The organism is Shewanella bicestrii (assembly GCF_002216875.1).
Classification (GTDB): domain Bacteria; phylum Pseudomonadota; class Gammaproteobacteria; order Enterobacterales; family Shewanellaceae; genus Shewanella; species Shewanella seohaensis.
Window position 1 is genome coordinate 50,617 of sequence record NZ_CP022358.1, and the last position, 19,316, is coordinate 69,932.

The 19,316-nt window shown below is 48.5% G+C and carries 17 protein-coding genes, 1 tRNA gene and 2 rRNA genes; 12 read left to right on the forward strand and 8 right to left on the reverse strand.

The features are described from left to right. The first annotated feature begins 127 nt into the window (after positions 1-127). The 5 genes from CF168_RS00240 to CF168_RS00260 all read left to right on the forward strand — a co-directional run bounded on the left by CF168_RS00240 (position 128) and on the right by CF168_RS00260 (position 4,427). Positions 128-3,021: ribosomal RNA gene (locus tag CF168_RS00240) — 23S ribosomal RNA — on the forward strand. A 130-nt stretch (positions 3,022-3,151) separates the two neighbouring features. Beyond that, positions 3,152-3,267 (forward strand): 5S ribosomal RNA (gene rrf, locus CF168_RS00245). 36 nt (positions 3,268-3,303) lie between these two features. After that, positions 3,304-3,380, forward strand: a tRNA-Asp gene (locus tag CF168_RS00250). A gap of 315 nt (positions 3,381-3,695) precedes the next feature. Then, positions 3,696-3,950 (forward strand): YkgJ family cysteine cluster protein, encoded by a 255-nt coding sequence (locus CF168_RS00255; protein WP_011715336.1) that lies wholly within the window; start codon positions 3,696-3,698, stop codon positions 3,948-3,950. A 21-nt stretch (positions 3,951-3,971) separates the two neighbouring features. After that, positions 3,972-4,427 (forward strand): Rrf2 family transcriptional regulator, encoded by a 456-nt coding sequence (locus CF168_RS00260; protein WP_011620877.1) that lies wholly within the window; start codon positions 3,972-3,974, stop codon positions 4,425-4,427. Here CF168_RS00260 and CF168_RS00265 read toward each other — a convergent pair. Genes CF168_RS00265 through gpmM form a run of 4 tightly spaced genes read right to left on the reverse strand, consistent with a single transcriptional unit; the run spans position 4,402 to position 9,112 of the window. Continuing rightward, the gene (locus CF168_RS00265) at positions 4,402-5,157 is read right to left on the reverse strand and encodes a divergent polysaccharide deacetylase family protein (RefSeq protein ID WP_089066611.1); all 756 of its coding nucleotides are present in this window, start codon (positions 5,155-5,157) and stop codon (positions 4,402-4,404) included. The genes CF168_RS00260 and CF168_RS00265 overlap by 26 nt on opposite strands. A gap of 12 nt (positions 5,158-5,169) precedes the next feature. Next, on the reverse strand, positions 5,170-6,375 hold the full coding sequence (locus tag CF168_RS00270; RefSeq protein ID WP_089066612.1) for a S41 family peptidase: 1,206 nt from the start codon (positions 6,373-6,375) through the stop codon (positions 5,170-5,172). 48 nt (positions 6,376-6,423) lie between these two features. Next, entirely contained in the window at positions 6,424-7,557 is a 1,134-nt protein-coding gene (locus tag CF168_RS00275) for a murein hydrolase activator EnvC family protein (RefSeq protein ID WP_011624692.1), read from the reverse strand. Between the two features lie 10 nt (positions 7,558-7,567). Continuing rightward, positions 7,568-9,112 (reverse strand): 2,3-bisphosphoglycerate-independent phosphoglycerate mutase, encoded by a 1,545-nt coding sequence (gene gpmM, locus CF168_RS00280; RefSeq protein ID WP_086904786.1) that lies wholly within the window; start codon positions 9,110-9,112, stop codon positions 7,568-7,570. A 265-nt stretch (positions 9,113-9,377) separates the two neighbouring features. On the opposite strand from gpmM, the gene CF168_RS00285 reads away from it, so the two are divergent. The 5 genes from CF168_RS00285 (at position 9,378) to CF168_RS00305 (ending at position 13,448) form a co-directional block, all read left to right on the forward strand. Beyond that, positions 9,378-9,812 carry a rhodanese-like domain-containing protein gene (locus tag CF168_RS00285; protein ID WP_011620881.1) on the forward strand — a complete coding sequence of 145 codons (435 nt, stop codon included), beginning with the start codon at positions 9,378-9,380 and terminating at the stop codon, positions 9,810-9,812. Positions 9,813-10,072: 260 nt separating this feature from the next. Next, complete coding sequence (gene secB, locus CF168_RS00290) at positions 10,073-10,558, forward strand: protein-export chaperone SecB (RefSeq protein WP_011620882.1); 486 nt, start codon at positions 10,073-10,075, stop codon at positions 10,556-10,558. 4 nt (positions 10,559-10,562) lie between these two features. Continuing rightward, positions 10,563-11,579, forward strand: coding sequence for an NAD(P)H-dependent glycerol-3-phosphate dehydrogenase (gene gpsA, locus CF168_RS00295; protein WP_011620883.1), 1,017 nt, complete (start codon positions 10,563-10,565; stop codon positions 11,577-11,579). Positions 11,580-11,921: 342 nt separating this feature from the next. Further along, positions 11,922-13,106, forward strand: coding sequence for an NAD(P)/FAD-dependent oxidoreductase (locus CF168_RS00300; RefSeq protein ID WP_086904787.1), 1,185 nt, complete (start codon positions 11,922-11,924; stop codon positions 13,104-13,106). A 21-nt stretch (positions 13,107-13,127) separates the two neighbouring features. Further along, positions 13,128-13,448, forward strand: a complete 321-nt coding sequence (locus CF168_RS00305) for a hypothetical protein (RefSeq protein WP_089066613.1) — start codon at positions 13,128-13,130, stop codon at positions 13,446-13,448. Positions 13,449-13,623: 175 nt separating this feature from the next. Here the strand turns inward: CF168_RS00305 and CF168_RS00310 are convergent, their stop codons facing one another. Continuing rightward, positions 13,624-14,829 (reverse strand): IS256-like element ISSod5 family transposase, encoded by a 1,206-nt coding sequence (locus tag CF168_RS00310; RefSeq protein ID WP_089066614.1) that lies wholly within the window; start codon positions 14,827-14,829, stop codon positions 13,624-13,626. A gap of 78 nt (positions 14,830-14,907) precedes the next feature. Further along, positions 14,908-15,030, reverse strand: a complete 123-nt coding sequence (locus CF168_RS22605; RefSeq protein ID WP_276207226.1) for a hypothetical protein — start codon at positions 15,028-15,030, stop codon at positions 14,908-14,910. A 439-nt stretch (positions 15,031-15,469) separates the two neighbouring features. Here CF168_RS22605 and CF168_RS00315 point away from each other — a divergent pair, with 439 nt between their 5' ends. Both CF168_RS00315 and CF168_RS00320 read left to right on the forward strand, forming a co-directional pair. After that, on the forward strand, positions 15,470-15,760 hold the full coding sequence (locus tag CF168_RS00315; RefSeq protein WP_089066615.1) for a hypothetical protein: 291 nt from the start codon (positions 15,470-15,472) through the stop codon (positions 15,758-15,760). A 66-nt stretch (positions 15,761-15,826) separates the two neighbouring features. Beyond that, the gene (locus tag CF168_RS00320; protein ID WP_089066616.1) at positions 15,827-16,657 is read left to right on the forward strand and encodes an HNH endonuclease; all 831 of its coding nucleotides are present in this window, start codon (positions 15,827-15,829) and stop codon (positions 16,655-16,657) included. Positions 16,658-17,250: 593 nt separating this feature from the next. Here CF168_RS00320 and CF168_RS00330 read toward each other — a convergent pair. After that, positions 17,251-18,612: a TrkH family potassium uptake protein gene (locus tag CF168_RS00330; RefSeq protein ID WP_089066618.1), complete on the reverse strand. Its 1,362-nt coding sequence runs from the start codon at positions 18,610-18,612 to the stop codon at positions 17,251-17,253. A 1-nt stretch (position 18,613) separates the two neighbouring features. After that, entirely contained in the window at positions 18,614-19,312 is a 699-nt protein-coding gene (locus CF168_RS00335; protein ID WP_089066619.1) for a potassium channel family protein, read from the reverse strand. Between the last annotated feature and the right edge of the window lie 4 nt (positions 19,313-19,316).

Below are 19,316 nucleotides of genomic sequence, written 5' to 3' on the forward strand. Positions count from 1 at the left end.
GTTCTTAAAACACTTTTTAAGTGTCTTGAATATTCAAGTCTAAGGCGAGTCCATCTTCTTGGTCGAAGATGAGACAAGTAAAACCAGCTGGTCGCAACAATTCAAGTGAAACTCATTTGGGTTGTATGGTTAAGCGACTAAGCGTATACGGTGGATGCCTTGGCAGTCAGAGGCGATGAAGGACGTAGTAACTTGCGAAAAGCGTTGGCGAGCTAGTAACAAGCATTTGAGCTAACGATGTCCGAATGGGGGAACCCAGCAGCATAAGCTGTTATCACTACATGAATACATAGTGTAGTGAGGCAAACGAGGGGAACTGAAACATCTAAGTACCCTTAGGAAAAGAAATCAACCGAGATTCCCCTAGTAGCGGCGAGCGAACGGGGATTAGCCCTTAAGTCAGAGGGGTGTTAGTGGAATGGTCTGGAAAGTCCAGCGGCACAGGGTGATAGCCCCGTACACGAAAACTAACCTTTGATGAAAACGAGTAAGGCGGGACACGTGATATCCTGTTTGAATATGGGGGGACCATCCTCCAAGGCTAAATACTCCTGACTGACCGATAGTGAACCAGTACCGTGAGGGAAAGGCGAAAAGAACCCCTGTGAGGGGAGTGAAATAGAACCTGAAACCGTATACGTACAAGCAGTGGGAGCGGTACTTGAGACCGTGACTGCGTACCTTTTGTATAATGGGTCAGCGACTTACGTTTTGTAGCGAGGTTAAGCGAATAGCGGAGCCGTAGGGAAACCGAGTGTTAACTGCGCGTTTAGTTGCAAGGCGTAGACCCGAAACCCGGTGATCTAGCCATGGGCAGGTTGAAGGTTGAGTAACATCAACTGGAGGACCGAACCGACTAATGTTGAAAAATTAGCGGATGACTTGTGGCTGGGGGTGAAAGGCCAATCAAACCGGGAGATATCTGGTTCTCCTCGAAAGCTATTTAGGTAGCGCCTCGGACGAACACCTTTGGGGGTAGAGCACTGTTAAGGCTAGGGGGTCATCCCGACTTACCAACCCTTTGCAAACTCCGAATACCAAAGAGTGCTATCCGGGAGACAGACGGCGGGTGCTAACGTCCGTCGTCAAAAGGGAAACAACCCAGACCGTCAGCTAAGGTCCCAAAGTGTATGTTAAGTGGGAAACGATGTGGGAAGGCTTAGACAGCTAGGATGTTGGCTTAGAAGCAGCCATCATTTAAAGAAAGCGTAATAGCTCACTAGTCGAGTCGGCCTGCGCGGAAGATGTAACGGGGCTAAACATACCACCGAAGCTACGGGTGCAATCCATTAGGGTTGCGCGGTAGAGGAGCGTTCTGTAAGCCGTTGAAGGTGAAGGGGTAACCCACGCTGGAGGTATCAGAAGTGCGAATGCTGACATGAGTAACGATAAAGGGGGTGAAAAACCCCCTCGCCGAAAGACCAAGGGTTCCTGTCCAACGTTAATCGGGGCAGGGTGAGTCGACCCCTAAGGCGAGGCCGAAAGGCGTAGTCGATGGGAAACAGATTAATATTTCTGTACTTCCGCTAACTGCGATGGAGAGACGGAGAAGGCTAGGCTAGCGCGGCGTTGGTAGTCCGCGTTTAAGGTGGTAGGTGGAATGCTTAGGCAAATCCGGGCGTTCTTAACACTGAGAGCTGATGACGAGTCCCCAAGGGGATGAAGTAGTTGATGCCATGCTTCCAGGAAAATCTTCTAAGCTTCAGGTTAGCGGGAATCGTACCCCAAACCGACACAGGTGGTCGGGTAGAGAATACCAAGGCGCTTGAGAGAACTCGGCTGAAGGAACTAGGCAAAATGGTACCGTAACTTCGGGAGAAGGTACGCTGCTGTTGGTGATGGGACTTGCTCCCTAAGCTGACGGCAGTCGCAGATACCAGGTGGCTGCAACTGTTTATCAAAAACACAGCACTGTGCAAAATCGCAAGATGACGTATACGGTGTGACGCCTGCCCGGTGCCGGAAGGTTAATTGATTGGGTTATCGCAAGAGAAGCTCATGATCGAAGCCCCGGTAAACGGCGGCCGTAACTATAACGGTCCTAAGGTAGCGAAATTCCTTGTCGGGTAAGTTCCGACCTGCACGAATGGCGTAATGATGGCCACGCTGTCTCCAGCCGAGACTCAGTGAAGTTGAAATTGCGGTGAAGATGCCGTATACCCGCGGCTAGACGGAAAGACCCCGTGAACCTTTACTATAGCTTGGCACTGAACATTGACCCTACATGTGTAGGATAGGTGGGAGACTTTGAAGCGGGAACGCTAGTTCACGTGGAGTCGTCCTTGAAATACCACCCTTGTAGTGTTGATGTTCTAACTTGGGCCCCTAATCGGGGTTAAGGACAGTGCCTGGTGGGTAGTTTGACTGGGGCGGTCTCCTCCCAAAGAGTAACGGAGGAGCACGAAGGTTGGCTAAGTACGGTCGGACATCGTACGGTTAGTGCAATGGCATAAGCCAGCTTAACTGCGAGACAGACACGTCGAGCAGGTACGAAAGTAGGTCATAGTGATCCGGTGGTTCTGAATGGAAGGGCCATCGCTCAACGGATAAAAGGTACTCCGGGGATAACAGGCTGATACCGCCCAAGAGTTCATATCGACGGCGGTGTTTGGCACCTCGATGTCGGCTCATCACATCCTGGGGCTGAAGTCGGTCCCAAGGGTATGGCTGTTCGCCATTTAAAGTGGTACGCGAGCTGGGTTCAGAACGTCGTGAGACAGTTCGGTCCCTATCTGCCGTGGGCGTTGGATGATTGAGGGGAGTTGCTCCTAGTACGAGAGGACCGGAGTGAACGAACCGCTGGTGTTCGGGTTGTCATGCCAATGGCATTGCCCGGTAGCTATGTTCGGAATCGATAACCGCTGAAAGCATCTAAGCGGGAAGCGAGCCCCAAGATGAGTCATCCCTTGGACTTTAAGTCCACTAAAGAGCCGTTCGAGACTAGGACGTTGATAGGTCAGGTGTGTAAGCGTTGTGAGGCGTTGAGCTAACTGATACTAATGACTCGAGAGGCTTAACCATACAACCCAGATGGGTTTTGCTAAGTAGCACTTAGCTTGAATACAAACACTTAAGAAGTGCACTCAATCCAGCTTTCCGAATTAATTTACTGCCTGCATGAGATAAGACGGGTAAGTAAATAGCAAATTTGCTTGGTGACAATAGCATTGTGGTCCCACCTGATCCCATCCCGAACTCAGAAGTGAAACGCAATCGCGCCGATGGTAGTGTGGGGTCTCCCCATGTGAGAGTAGGTCATCGCCAAGCGCCTAATTTAGCTTAATGTGCAAACGTTAAGTTAAAGGAGCGGTAGTTCAGTTGGTTAGAATACCGGCCTGTCACGCCGGGGGTCGCGGGTTCGAGTCCCGTCCGCTCCGCCAACATTAAGAGATAAGCCTCTGCAGCAATGCAGAGGCTTTTTTCGTTATGCCGATTTGTCTATTTCCGCTTAGAACGAATTCGTTGACTGGGATATCACGGATAACGGCTTACTTTTGGCGAGTTGTTATCTGATTGGTTTTTGATTAAAAGAGCTTAGCGATTTGTTTATGATAAACTGCTCATTTTTATGGTGAGACTGGCTAGTTTTTCATTTGTGGGAATGCGGTTGTGCGCCACTTGGCAGTATTGAACTGTGCTTCTGCCTTCACATCAATTAAACGTTATAATGTCTACCAACTTTTACGAGTAATAAAATGAATTGTCGTTTAGGCTGCGGTGCTTGTTGTATTGCACCTTCTATTAGCAGTGGGATCCCAGGTATGCCAAATGGTAAGGCGGCTGGGGAACGCTGTGTGCAGCTCAGTGATGATAATTTATGTTTGATTTTCGGCTCGCCTGATCGTCCCGCGGTTTGTAGTGATTTTGACGCCTCTTTAGATGTCTGTGGACATTCTAATGAAGAGGCGCTCTGGTTGATCACAAACCTTGAAACTCAAACATCTCAATAGTTTATTGCTGACAGGTGAATTATGCAGTTAACACGCTATACCGACTTTGGTGTTCGCACGCTGATGTATCTGGCGGTTCAGCCCGATAGAACAACCCTTTTTAGGATTGCCGAGATTACCGAGGTATTTGATTTGTCGCCAAATCATGTCTCGAAGATTGTGCATCATTTAGGCAAATTAGGTTATCTGGAAACCATACGCGGTAAAATGGGCGGATTTCGTTTAGGGAAACCGGCGAGCGAGATTAATCTAGGGCAGCTGATCCGTGCGTTAGAGAACTCTCTGGCACCGATTGATTGCAGCAAACCCTATTGCCGTTTCACTCCCGCCTGCCAGTTGAAGGGTGTGTTAGCCCAAGCCGTTGAGGCGTATTTAAACGTACTCGATCAATACAGCCTGCAGGATATTGTCAGCAATCGAAATGAGCTGTTGGCACTGCTGCCAGACATGACTATTTCTGTCTTACAGTTGGATTAGTGCCTTTCTCATGGGCTAGTTCGATGGGCAACAAGCTTGACGTCGGCACTAGCTCAATCCCTTCCGCCTTTAGGCGCACTAAGTTTGTTTTTAAGAAGTGAATGGTTTCTGGGTAAGGATGGGCGATAGCTACCAGACTGCCTTGCGAGTGAGCCTGACTTATCATCAAATTAAACTGTTTTTCCAATGCTGCGGCACTGACGTCATTATCGAGAAAGAGCTGGCGTCGTAGCTGTGGCACGCCGAGCGAATCTGCCTTATCTCCCGCCTTAGTGAACTTGGTTGTCATACTATCGAGAAAGTAGAGCTGCTTCTGCTTTAGCGTTTCCATCACCCACAACATAGGATCATCGAGCTGCGTTAGCAGGCTTCCCATATGATTGTTGGCGCCTTTAGCAAAGGGCACACTGGCGATGGAGGCAAGTACACTGCTACGTATCTGTGCTTCGCTCATATTATTCGTTAAACCACCAACACCTAAGGCTTTGCCATTGAGTGCCTGCATGGGTAAGTGCAGCATAATCTCGTGGCCTTTAGCATGCGCGGCTTTGGCTAATTTATTGCTGAGCGGCGTGTGTGGCAGTACCGACAAGGTGACTGCGCTTGGGAGTGACAGCACGGCTTCGTCGGTGTGGCGATAGCCAATATCATCGATGATCAGGGCGATTTGGGCTGCATTGCTTGGGGCAATGATCAGAGCCCAAAGGGCCAATATGTAAAATAGACGCACTATTTCTTCTTATTAGTCATGATGTTGCATCCAAGCGATTGCCGAGGTGACTAGGCTGTCTTGGCTGACATCGGTTCGTGCTGAGATGGCGTCGATTATAGCCATATTCTTTTGATTGGAGCCAGTTTCGGTTGCAACTTTAATGTCGGGCACTATGCCGATATCGTGAATGTTTTCCCCTCGGGGCGTGTTGTACTGGGCGATGGTGAGCTTGATGGCATTGCCGTCGTTCAGTATGGGGATCAGGCTTTGCACTGTGCCTTTGCCAAAGCTAGTTTCACCGAGCAGTTTGGCGCGGCCATTTTCCTGCAGGGCGGCTGCGAGGACTTCGGAGGCGGAGGCCGAGCCTTTGTTGATCAGCACTAACATAGGCACATTGGTCAGCATGGTTTGCGGTGAGGCGTAATAGTCGGAGTTGGCATCGAAGAAGCGGCCAGAGGTTGAGACGATTCGGCCCTTCGCTAAAAACAGATCAGCGATTTTGATTGCCTGATCCAGCAAGCCGCCGGGATTATTACGTAAATCTAATATCAAGCCCGTAAGATGCGCGTTTTGCCACTGGCTTAAACTGCGCACCATGTCTTCGGTGGAGTTCTCTTGAAAGCTACTGAGCCTAACGTAGCCGATATTACCATCCAGTAATTTGCTGGCGACAGATTGAATCGTAATGGTGCTGGGCTTAAGGGATACCTCAAATTCCACGGCATCATTACGGTGTTTAAGCGTCAGGCGAATACTTTGATTGCTGAGGCTATGTTGTTTGATTTGATTGAGGATATCCGCAAGATTGGTTTCGGTGGTTGGGGTGTTATTCAGCTTGATAATGATATCGCCCGCTTGGATACCTGCCTGTTCGGCGGGGGAATTGGCAAAGGGCGCGATAATGCTGATATGGTCTTTATCGCTGGCGACCTCAAAGCCAAAGCCGAAGTATTCGCCGCGATTTGAGTCTTTTAAGTCGAGTAACTCTTGGTGATTTAAAAAGCTGGAATAGGGATCTAAATGCTCAAAAATCCCTTTAATGGCGGCTTGCACCAGCTCATCTTTGGAAACGGTTTTAACGTAATAGGTTTCGACTGTTTCTAATACATCCTGCAATAGCGGGTAGTCGAAGTCACTTTGATATGACTTGGCATTCTCTTGGCTGGAGAGGCTAATGGACAGACCTAGGCTTAGGCCGAGTCCAAGGCAGACGATATTGCGGATTAGTTGTTTCATAGCCGTCCCCTGTGATGATGGGGACGGCCACCTTAGCGACAGTACTGATTAACGGCAGTACTTGGCTGGATCGACCGCTTGCCCCTTATACCTTATTTCAAAGTATAGGCCAGGCTCTGTCTGTCCACCCGAACGTCCGACTAAAGCAATTGCTTCACCGGTTTTGACCATGTCCCCAGGGCTTTTTAACAGGGCTTGAGCATGGCCGTAGAGGCTCATATAACCTTTACCATGGTCTATCACCATCACCATACCAAAGCCTTTAAGCCAGTCGGCATAGATGACTTTACCGCCGGAAACCGCGCGAATATTTTGTCCTTCGGGTGCTGAGAGCATAGTGCCTTTCCACACCACTTGGCCGGATCTTGGGCTGCCAAAGCTGGCACTGACGCGACCTTTAGTCGGCCACTTGAGTTTTCCGCCTTGTTTATCGAAGCCTTCCATCGAGGGGTTATCACGCATCGCCTTAAGCGCTTGCTCAACCACTCGTTTTAAGCTGGCTTCTTCAATTTGCAGTTGTTCGAGTTCGGCGCCCTTGGTATTCAGGGTGCGCTGTAATTCTTTTAGGGTGAGCTGGCGTTGATCTTGTTCTTGGTTCAAGCGCTTTGATTGCACTTGTTGCTCGGCCATCAGCTTAGTTAATTGTTTTTGCTTGCTGGTTTGCGAGACTTTAATTTCATCTAGTTCGGTGATGGTCTTTTTTAACTCGTTAATCGAGTTCATGCGTGCCTTGTTGAGGTATTGGTAATAGGCCAACATCCGCTCAATCGTGGCGGGACTCTGCTGATTCAGCATCATCTTAGTGTAATCGTGGTTACCGGCAAGATAGGCGCTCGAGAGTTGTTTTGAGAGCGTTTTTTGCTGGCTGACCTTGAGGGTTTCTAACTCTTCCTGGCGTTGTTTGAGTTCGGCGAGCTTAGTATCAATCTGCGCCAAACTGTTTTTGGTGCTATTGACCTTTTTGGCTGCCGCCGCAATCGCCTCTTCGTCACTACGTAGCAGAGCGAGTAACTTTTCCCGCTGTTTACTGGTGTTTTTGAGCGCACTTTGTTGTTGGTTGATTTGCGCTTGGATGGATTTCAACTCGGACTGACGCTTCTCCAAATCAGAAGCGTAGACCGAGAAAGATAACATCATAAAGCCAGCAATAATGCTGGCTTTAACGGGGAGTCGAGTGCTCACTAGGTAACAACTACTCTTTTACGTGGATTAAGGGCTTACCCGTCATCTCTGCTGGAATGGTTTCACCCATTAGGTGCAGAATCGTTGGGGCGACATCGCTCAGTTTACCGCCTTCATCTATGGTGGCGTCACGGCCAACAAACACAAAGGGCACGAGTTCACTGGTATGCGCCGTATGGGCTTGGCCAGTGGTTTCGTCGGTCATCTGCTCGGCGTTGCCGTGGTCGGCGGTAATAATACATTCGCCGCCCACTTTCGCCAGCGCATCGACTACGCGGCCGATACAGGCATCGACAGCTTCGCAGGCTTTAACCGCCGCATCGAAGTTGCCAGTATGACCCACCATATCACCGTTCGGGTAGTTACAGATAATCACATCGTATTGAGCGGATTCAATCGCTGCGACTAACTTATCCGTCAGCTCGGTTGAGCTCATCTCGGGTTGTAAGTCGTAGGTTGCCACTTTAGGTGAGTTGATCAGGATGCGATCTTCACCGTTGAAAGGCGCTTCCTTACCGCCGTTGAAGAAGAAGGTCACATGGGCGTATTTTTCAGTTTCGGAGATACGTAACTGAGTACGGCCACGGTTTTGCAGCACTTCACCTAAGGTGTTCACGAGGTTTTCAGAAGGATAAGCGATAGGTGCTTTGATATCGGCTGCGTATTCGGTCAGCGTTACAAAGTTAACCTTTGGCGTCACTGCACGTTCAAAACCATCGAAATCGGCATTGATAAAGCTGCGGGTGATTTGACGAGCACGGTCGGCGCGGAAGTTCATAAAAATCAGTGCGTCGCCATCGTTTAAGCTGGCAACCTTGCCTTCACTGTCGGTAATGGCAGAAGACGACACAAACTCATCGTTTTCATCGCGGCTGTAGGCTGCTTCTAACGCGGTCACGGCGTTATCGTATTGGAACTTCGCCTTGCCTTGGGTGATCAGCTCGTAAGCCTGAGACACGCGGTCCCAGCGGTTATCGCGGTCCATGGCAAAGTAACGACCAATAATTGAGGCGATACGGCCATGGCCCAATGTAGTAAACAGATCATCAAAGTGGCTTAGGCTGCCTTTGGCGCTGCGAGGTGGGGTATCGCGACCATCTAAGAAGGCATGCAAGTACACTTTAGTGGCACCGCGCGCCACTGCCATGCGGCACATGGCTTCGATATGCTCTTCATGGCTGTGTACGCCACCGGGAGAGAGCAGACCCATAATGTGCACTGCACCACCGGCTTTGACTGCTGCATCAACGGCATCACAAAGGGCTGGGTTTTGTTCAAACTCATGATCTGCAATGGCTTTGCTGATACGAGTCAGCTCTTGGTAAACGATTCGGCCAGAACCTAAGTTGATATGGCCTACTTCAGAGTTCCCCATCTGCCCATCGGGCAAGCCTACATCTAAGCCTGAACCTGAAATTAAACCGTGGGCATATTGGGCGTTGAGACGGTCGAGCACTGGTGTGTTGGCGTGGTAAATCGCATTCATATGCGTATTTTCACGGTAACCCCAGCCATCGAGGATCAACAACGCGATTGGACGTTTAGTTGTCGTCATGGTGATACCTTTAAAGTTTAAGGAAGCTAAAGAAATCTGAAATTGGTTAAATATTACTACGTAAGCGGGGTACGAAAAAGCGCTTTACCTAGATTAAGGTCATCGAATCGCTATTTGAGCAGATTCTGTGAGCGCCAAGAGAAGCGAGATGGCGCAAGGGCTGAGCTGTGTTCTAGAACAGTGACTAAACTGCTGCAATCTGCCAAGGCAATGGGTATACTCTGTGCCCTTATCGAATTTTTCGCCATTTATACGGGCTGTAACCATGCAAGAATATATCGAATTTTTTAAGGCTCACACTATGCTAAGTCTGGCTTGGGTGGGTTTGTTTGTAATGCTTGTGGTCAGTGTGATCAAATCGAGCTTCTCTAAAATCAAAAATGTCACTCATCAAGAACTCACCACTATGGTGAACAGACAAGACGCTAAAGTCGTGGATGTGCGTTCAAATGACGAGTTCCGGAAGGGCCATATTGTTGATGCAGTTAACGTTACGCTCGCGGATATCAAAAATAATCAGGTTTCAGCCCTTGAAAAGTTCAAAGGCAGTCCCATTATACTGGTATGCAATGCTGGCATGACCTCGTCTCAAGCGGCTCAGCTTTTAAGTAAACAAGGTTTTGAAAACCTATATAACTTGAAAGGTGGTATGGGTGAATGGCAGGCAGCAAATATGCCTGTTTCAAAAAGCAAAAGATAAGTTGTCGGCGGCAGTTATGCGCTGTGCTGCATAGTTAATTGATTGTGCAGCAGTGGCGTCATCATTGTTTGGCATACTAATCCTGTGGTCACTAAGGGCTTAAATTAAGTATTTAGATTGACTTCAAAAGTACCCCGTTAAGGGAACGTTGGGACGGTACTGAGATCTCATTCAGGCATCAAAGCATAAGCCCAGCTAAATAGACAAAAAAGCCAACCAGATAAGTGTTGGCATAACATTGATAGGATAGGTAGGAAATTATGGCTGAAGTAGCAAACAACGAACAACAAGCCCCACAATTCAACATCCAACGTGTTTACACTAAAGATGTTTCTTTCGAAACACCTAACAGCCCAGCTGTATTCCAAAAAGAATGGAATCCAGAAGTTAAGTTAGATTTAGACACTCGCAGCGCTAAATTAGCCGACGACGTATACGAAGTGGTTCTGTCTTTGACTGTGACTGCACAAAACGCTGGCGAAACTGCATTCCTGTGTGAAGTACAACAAGCAGGTATCTTCTCAATCGCAGGTCTGACTGAGCCACAACTGGCTCACTCATTAGGTGCATACTGCCCTAACATCCTATTCCCATATGCGCGTGAAGCTGTAGGTAGCTTAGTGGGTCGTGGTACTTTCCCACAACTGAACTTAGCACCAGTAAACTTCGACGCTCTGTTCGCACAATACGTGCAACAACGTCAAGCCGCAGCAGCTGCACCAGCAGCCGAAGAAGCTAACGCTTAATTACATGAAAAACTCTGCCGATATCACGGTGTTAGGGGCGGGCTCTTATGGCACCGCCCTTGCCATCTCTCTAGCCAGCAATGGTCATAAGACCTTGTTGTGGGGGCACGATCCTGCCCATATGCAAACGCTCGCTCAGGACAAATGCAACCAAGCTTTCTTGCCTGGTATTGCCTTCCCTGAGTGTTTACATATCGAAGCCGACTTAGCCAAAGCCTTAGCGGCCAGCAATAATGTGCTGGTTGTGGTACCTAGCCATGTGTTTGGCTCGGTACTGGCCCAAGCGAAACCTTTGTTACGCCAAGATGCTCGCATCGTATGGGCGACCAAAGGACTCGAGCCTGAAACCGGACGTTTGCTGCAAGATGTGGCCCGTGATGTGTTAGGCGAGCAATATCCGCTGGCGGTATTGTCAGGACCTACGTTTGCGAAGGAATTAGCCATGGGGTTACCTACGGCGATTTCGGTTGCGGGCACTTGTCCTAAATTTACCGCTGAGCTAGTGGAATTGCTGCACAGCCCTAAACGTTTACGCGTTTACGCTAACGACGACTTTATCGGCCTGCAATTAGGCGGCGCGGTGAAGAACGTTATCGCCATTGGCGCGGGGATGTCCGACGGTATTGGCTTTGGTGCCAACGCCAGAACGGCGTTAATTACCCGTGGTTTAGTCGAGTTAACCCGCTTAGGCGAAGCCTTAGGCGCTAGCACTGCCACCTTTATGGGCATGGCTGGATTAGGCGACCTAGTGTTGACTTGTACCGACAACCAATCCCGTAACCGCCGCTTTGGTTTAGCCTTAGGTAAAGGCTGCGATGTGGATACCGCACAGGCCGAAATCGGCCAAGTGGTTGAAGGTTATCGCAATACTAAAGAAGTGTTTACGCTGGCGAAGCGCATGGGCGTCGAAATGCCGATCACCGAGCAAATCTACCAAGTGCTCTACCAAGGCAAAGCGCCCTTGGATGCCGCCAAAGAACTGCTCAGCAGAGAAAAGAAATCAGAAACGCCAGCGCAATAAAGCGCGAGTCGTGATGATGCTGAATAAAATAAAGGGTGCTAAAATAGCGCCCTTTTTTATACATGGAAGTATTTATCCCCGATCGCCATGGCCCTTGATGTTCCCTACATCAGGCGGGCATTTCCTCCATCCTTGGAGGTCAGATGGTGAAAGAGGGGATTTATGTCCGATCGCTATCGCCTTAATGTACTGGCAGCAGTCTGCATTGGCTGTATCCATCAAGGCTGGATGCTGAACACGGAATATCTACCCCAATATCAAAGACCAATACTGTAACCCAGTCTTTGAACTATTTGGGATGATAGGCAATAGCCAAATTAATTTATCGACTGGAGTATAAGTGTGAAACATCATGATGTAATTATTATCGGAGCCGGCGCCGCAGGATTAATGTGTGCTGCAACAGCGGGTTACCGAGGTCGTGATGTACTGGTACTCGATAATGCCAAGCAGGCTGGGCGTAAAATCCTTATCAGCGGTGGCGGCCGTTGTAACTTTACCAACCTTAAAGTCGAACCCGCCAACTTTATCTGTGGCAACCCGCACTTTGTCAAATCCGCATTGGCGCGTTATCCGTCGCAGCAGTTTATCGAACTGGTTGAGCGCCACGGCATTGAATACCACGAGCGCGATCATGGCCAGCTGTTCTGTAATGACTCGGCCAAAGAGATAGTCACTATGCTGCTGACCGAATGTGAGTGGGCAGGCGTGAGCATTAAACTTCGCACCGATATTCTGGCGGTGAGCAAAACCGAGGCAGGCCGCTTTGAGCTAAACACCTCAAATGGCGAGTTAAGTTGCGACTCCTTAGTGATCGCCACCGGCGGTTTATCAATGCCAAAACTCGGCGCCACGCCTTACGGCTATCAATTGGCCGAGCAGTTTGGGCTTAAGGTGTTGCCAACTCACGCGGGTCTGGTGCCTTTTACTTGGCACAGCGAAGATAAAATTCGCTTCGAACCGCTGTCGGGCATTGCCGTCCCTAGCCGTATTACCGCCAAAGATGGCACCGCCTTTAGCGAAGCTTTGCTCTTTACCCACAGAGGCTTATCTGGTCCCGCTATTTTGCAGATTTCCAACTATTGGAAAGCGGGCGAAACCATAGAAATCAATCTATTACCCAATATGGATGCCGCACAGGCTTTAGAGCAACAACTGGCCGCACATCCTAAACAGAGTCTGCGTAATACCTTAAGCCAGTGGTTACCTAAGCGGCTGGTGGAAGTGTTATTCGATGAAGCTTTACTCAACAAAGCCTTAAATCAGCTGGTTCATGCAGAGCGCGCCAAGTTAGTCGACGATCTGCACCGCTGGACAGTCTTAATGAATGGCACGGAAGGTTATCGCACCGCCGAAGTGACACTAGGTGGCGTGGATACCCATGAACTCTCCTCCAAAACCATGGAAGCCATAAAAGTCCCCGGCCTGTTTTTTATCGGCGAAGTGATGGATGTCAGCGGTTGGTTAGGTGGGTTTAACTTCCAATGGGCCTGGGCGTCTGGTGTGGCAGCAGGAAGGGCGGTTTAGTCTGTTTGGGAACAATAAAGTTTGAAGAAATATTTAGAAAAATTAAATGAACTAGAAATCGCTTGTCATAACAATTTTAAGCATGACTCAGATGAACATTGGGTTGATGAAGAATACGTCCGTATAAGAGTTGATGCTCTCAAGTTGCTAAGTAGCGCAAGCAAAGAGTTAGAAGTAAATGAACTCACTAGTTTTAGATTGAAAATAGTACAGTTCTTTTGTGCCAATATGGGATGTCATTTAGATATCAAAGTGCTTGAATCTGAAGATGCAAATGTACTGTCGCAAAATGAGATCGAATTTATATTGGGAAATTCTCAGCTAGCGCGGTGGAATACGTAAATTTAAGTTTGTTTTCTGCACATAACAATTCAAGGCAGTTGGCGTTGTATACATTGTCACTGTTTCCCCAGTGACACGCCGCCCTTTTATTTTACAAGAAGTATCCCTATAGGCTCGACGGCGGCATCTGCAATACATGGAAGGAGGCTGTTCATAATTCTGTGTCAGGTTAATTTCACAGATCGATATGGTTTTCTAAGCGCCCCTCAAAATGGATTGAGAGCTGTGATAGCGTCAAATTCCAATTTTGGATGGGGTGAGTCCAGCGCTCAGAGGCCTTCAATATACCCGCGTAAAGCAGCTTGAGTAAACTGTTCTCGTTAGCAAAACCACCTTTGGTTTTAGTTAACTTTCTGAATTGGCGATGCACGGCTTCAACCGCATTGGTGGTGTAGATGGCGGTCCGAACGTAGTCAGGGTATTTGAAATAAACCGATAGCAGTGCCCACTTGTTGCGCCATGACTTAATCACTACAGGGTATTTATCACCCCATTTTGTCTCCAGTTCATCCAGTGCCATCTCGGCCGCATTCAAGGTGGCAGCCTTATAAACACACTTTAAATCGGCCATGAAGGCTTTTTGGTGCTTGGACGCGACATACTTCATTGAGTTGCGAATTTGATGGATGACGCACAGCTGTACTTCCGTCTGTGGATATATGGTTTCAATCGCTTCAGGAAAGCCTTTAAGGCCATCCACACAGGCGATGAGGATGTCTTTCACCCCACGGTTATACAGGTCGGTTAGTACGCTTAACCAATGGTGAGCCCCTTCATTATCAGACAGATATAAGCCTAATAGCTCTTTCTTGCCTTCGACGTTAAGGGCCAGAATGGTGTAAACCGCCTTGCTGATAAAGCGACCATTCTCTTTGATTTTATAGTGAATCGCATCGAGCCATATGACGGGGTAAAGCGGCTCTAGCTCGCGTTCCCGCCATGCCTGAAGCTCAGGTAGTAACTTGTCAGTAATGGCGTTCACCGTGCCGTTGGACACCGACATGCCGTACATGTCTTCGATATGTGCACGAATATCTTGATAGCTGGTGCCTAATGAAAATAAGCCAATGATTTTACGCTCCATTTCATCGGTAAGCTGGGTTTGGTGCTTTTTGACTAATTGAGGCTCGAAGGTGCCCGCTCTGTCTCTGGGCGTGTTCAACTCAAAGTTACCAATGGGGCTTTTAACTGTTTTAGTGGTTTTACCGTTTTTACGATTAGCGCCTTCAGTGCTCGCCAAATGGCCATCCAACTCTGCGGCTAAGGCCGCTTCAGTGAGTTGCTTAATCAAAGGGGTTAAGATGCCATCCTTGCCGGTGAGGTCTTTACCTTCACGCAGCGCTTGAATGGCAGCATTGATATCAAAAGTAGGTGTGGTCATAAATCATCTCTTTTTGGTATAGCTTAAAGAAATGACACAGAAATTTGAACACTACCCATGGAAGTGTAAATGCCGCGTTCACATGGCCGATGATGTTCCCGACATCATAGTGGCATTTTCCATATTCCTATGGGTCAGATGTGAAAGAGCGGCAATGCCGCCAACGGTCACTGTTGCAACAATGGCAATTTTAACGACCATTGAACTGTTCATCTGGCTAAAGGCTTTTGCCCCATTCTTTGTTTCGGCTCGTTAGATCAACCGAAAGTTCCTACACCTGTAGCCATACAAACTCTCATCTAGCTAACTATGTTTGCCCCTACCAGAAATAGACTAACAATGTATGGGTATACAGTCGTATTTAAATTTAGGTATTTGGGGATGATTTGAAGGCAAAAACATTGCGCACTAATTCCATCTGAAACAAATAAAACTCTATAAAATCAATTAACTATAGTGGCTAGCTTTTAGTTAATAGGTTTGAAAAACGCGCATGCGCGTTTTTGCAGATGGTGTATTTGGCAGAAAGCTGATAAGTTCTTTTGATACAGATAGTTAACTGTGCGCGCTTCACTGCTCCAAAGAGGTAAACGCGCATGCGCACGAATAAAATGTTATATGCCAAGGAGTGTTTACCGCAATGTCAGGTTATAAATTTTCAGGTTACGACTTTTGTGGTGGCTATGATGATGGAAGCACCATCTTTATGTTTGTTGATCCCGAGGATGAATCAAAAGGTTTTACTTTGTCGTTGAGAGACCATGAAGGGTTTGATGATCATGATGAGTTACTTTATGAAGATGAGGGTGAAGTGCCTGAAGAGTTAAAAGGTTTAGTCCTATCAGAACTTAATCAAGTACTAATTGAGCATAAAGATAATACCGAAGCATGTGAAATTGTTCGTCGTTGCATTGCAGCTATTGGCATATAACAAGAAACTGCAGCCGACCGCTGACGCGCCGGCTGAGTAAAGCGTTACAAGGCATAAGGATGTTCCGTGTTTGAAATAGGTAAGGAATACAAAAGAAATACAGAAATTCATGGTCCATACGGCGGCCAGGCTCAAGGTGGAATTTCAACTCCTAAGAATTTCCCAGTGGTTTTTGTTTTTACGTCTGACGCAGGGGAGCAACACGGGTACAAGGACGAATATCGTGACGACGGTATTTTTTGGTACACCGGTGAGGGCCAAGTCGGCGACATGAGAATGGCTTCTGGAAACAAAGCCATTCTAGAACACGCTAAAAACAATAAAACGATTCATGTGTTTGAATACACAAAGAAAGCATTTGTCCGATATATAGGCACAGCAGAGTGCTTGAGTTACCACGAAGAAACTCGTCCCGATAGAGAAGGTGATGAGAGAAACGTTTTTGTATTTCACCTAGATATAGACTCGGTTGATACAGCCAGCCAGGTTACGGAGCCTTCGGCCAGCTACGGTCCCAAGAACGTTAAAGGCTTAAAGAATAAAAGCCTAAAAGAGCTGAGACGGGCTGCGCTAAGCAGTAGCCCAACAGGCGCCAGTACAAAATCGAAGCGCGAAACTGCCTATTACCGATCTCAAGCTTTAAAGTTATATGTGGTCGCGCGTTCGAAAGGTATCTGTGAGGGCTGTGGTTCTGGCGCTCCATTTCAAACTAATAGCGGTCCATTCCTAGAGTGCCATCACGTGCATCGTCTTGCTGATGGCGGGCCTGATCATCCCCAAAACGTTGTAGCACTGTGCCCTAACTGCCATAGGCGTGCACATTTCGCTAAAGATGCCATTAGCTTTAACAATGAGCTAAAAAAAATTGCATTAGAGGCAGAGAAAAATGCCTTGTAACAAGGCCATCAACGATCAGCCCAACTACGTTGTGCTCGGACCTTCGCCCCTCTCCATAGATATTCTTATCCAAAACAGACACGTTCGAGTTAAGGCTTTAACTCGAAAATGTCCCATAAACGAGTCGCATATCTTCTTTAAAACAGCCGATGCTAAACAGGTGAGCCATGGTGATTAGTGAGGCGACCGTCCGCACCATGGCCGCTCTTTGGCATCCATGCCATCGCGGCATTCGTGAATCCATTCACATCAGACGACCGTCCGCACCTCGGACGGACTTGAACAACATCCGTGTTTAACGGCCAGTTCGCCTTCCATGGCTCTCGTTCATAAGCTTAGAAACCCAAGGTTTCTATTCACCGCGTCGTCGAGCAAATGCCATGGCTCACCTATCAGTCAGCGTTTAAAGAGCTAAGTTCCAAATTTGCCCCTCTTCATGAGTCCTACCAAATCCATGCTTTACACTCTTTTTGTCCGTAAATGAGCGAGTGAATCCATCCGTTCTAGACGGATTCACACCAATCGACCATTCCACTGGCTCAAGATTACAACTCTCTGATTATCAGTAAATTTGTTGTGCCACCAACCAATCCTTAGCCAATTGCTAATTTGGTTTCTGCATAGCGCAGCTTTTTTACCCTTGGGTTGGCAAGGAAGTAGGCCAACATCAGTGGGCCGAGGCGCCCCATAAACATCATAAAGATGATAATGCCTTGGCCTGCACTGGATAAATTGCCTGTTAATCCACGGGATAGCCCAACGGTGCCGAGGGCGGATACGGCTTCGAAGGCGATATCCATTATCGGGGCTTTTTCGGTAAGCACGAGGGCGAATATTGCCAGCCAAGTGACGCCGATGGATATCATCGTCAGGGCGAGTGCCTTGCTAATGGTATCTTTGGGGATTTCCCGCTTAAACACATACACAGCTTCATCGCGGCGTAAATAGCCGTAGGTGGCGAGGATTAACACCATAAAGGTCACGACCTTAATGCCGCTGGCGGTGCTGAGGGAGCCGCCGCCGATAAACATCAGCACTAAAATCAATAGGGTGGAACCATCTTCGAGTTGGTCTATGGGCAGGGTGTTAAAGCCTGCGGTGCGCGGGGTTACGGCTTGAAACCAAGAGGCCAACCATTTGCCGAGTTCGCTTAAGGGGGCGAGGGTGTTGGGGTTATTGTACTCAATCAGGTAAATGGCTATCACGGCTACGGCATTGATCAGTATGGTGCCGGTAATCATCATGCGGCTGTAAACGGTGAGCTTCGACCAACGTTTATTGCGCTTGAGGTCAATCCACACCGAAAACCCAAGGCCGCCCACAATAAATAAACCTGTGATGGTGAGGTTAACGACTGGGTCGGCCACATAGGGGATTAAACTATCTGGGCTTAGGGCAAAACCCGCGTTATTAAAGGCGCTAACGGTATAAAAGAAGCCATGAAACAGGCTGGTTTGCCAGCCAAGCTCGCCGCTCCAGTAGACGGATAAAATCAGCATACCCACGGCTTCAACCAATAGTGAAAACATCAGCACGGCCTTAGCGGTCGAGACTAAGGTAGAGGTGTCGGTTTGATTAAACGCTTCTTTCGCCACCGTTTGCTGCAAGAAACCTATCTTACCGCCCAGTGCTATTAGCGTGACTATGGCAAAGGTCATCAAACCTAGGCCGCCGCATTGAATTAACAGCGCGATAATCACTTGGCCAAAGGGCGTGAACACACTGCCAGTATCGACGACCACAAGCCCTGTGACCGTCACCGCTGAGGTCACGGTAAAGAGGCTTTGCAGCCAAGTAATGGGCGACTCGGTGGCGACGGGCAGTTTTAGCAAGCAAGTGCCAAGTAAGATCAGCAGAGCAAAACTGACACTTAAGATAAAAGGCGGCGCGCCAAAGAGTTTTTTACCGCTTTTAGGTGTGTGCTCTAGGGTGAGAGAAGGGTGCCATTGAACCACGTTACACCAACCTTGGTGCGAGCTGTTTTAACTCGGCACGGCTACCGCAGAGGAATAGGGCATCCTCTGTGTGCAGGCTAAAGTCGCTATCAATCTTGCTAAATACGTTGTGCTCACGCTTAACCATCAGCGCCGCTACCTTGCCCTTAGGATTGCGTGGGACATTGGTTTGCTCATCGGCGCTGTGCTCCTGCAAGCTCCCGAGCAGTTGGCCAACAGTGGTGTGATGCAACTGGGCTTTAATATGGATTTCAACAATATAAAGCCCATCGCCGATGGCGAGAAAGTTATTCACCATAGGGTAGTTAAGCGACTGGGCGACGCGGATCCCCATTTCTTCCTCGGGATGAATAATGCGGGCAACGCCGAGTTTCGACACTATGATGTGGTGCGCCTTGGTGCTGGCCTTGACCCAAATCGTCTGCACGCCGAGGTTTTTCAGTGCCAGCGTGCACAGCAGGCTAGACTGCATATCCTCACCGATAGCGACCAGCACGGCCTCGCAGTTGGTCAGATCGAGTTCGCGCAGCGACGCCTCATCGGCGCAGTCGCAAATCACCGCTTCTGTAAGACTTTCTACATATTTTTCAACGATTTTTGGGTCGCTATCGACACCGGTAACCGTGTGGCCTAAGTGGATGAGTTCGAGGCTCGCGGCAACGCCGAAGCGGCCTAATCCGATGACAGTAAAATGTGCCATTTCA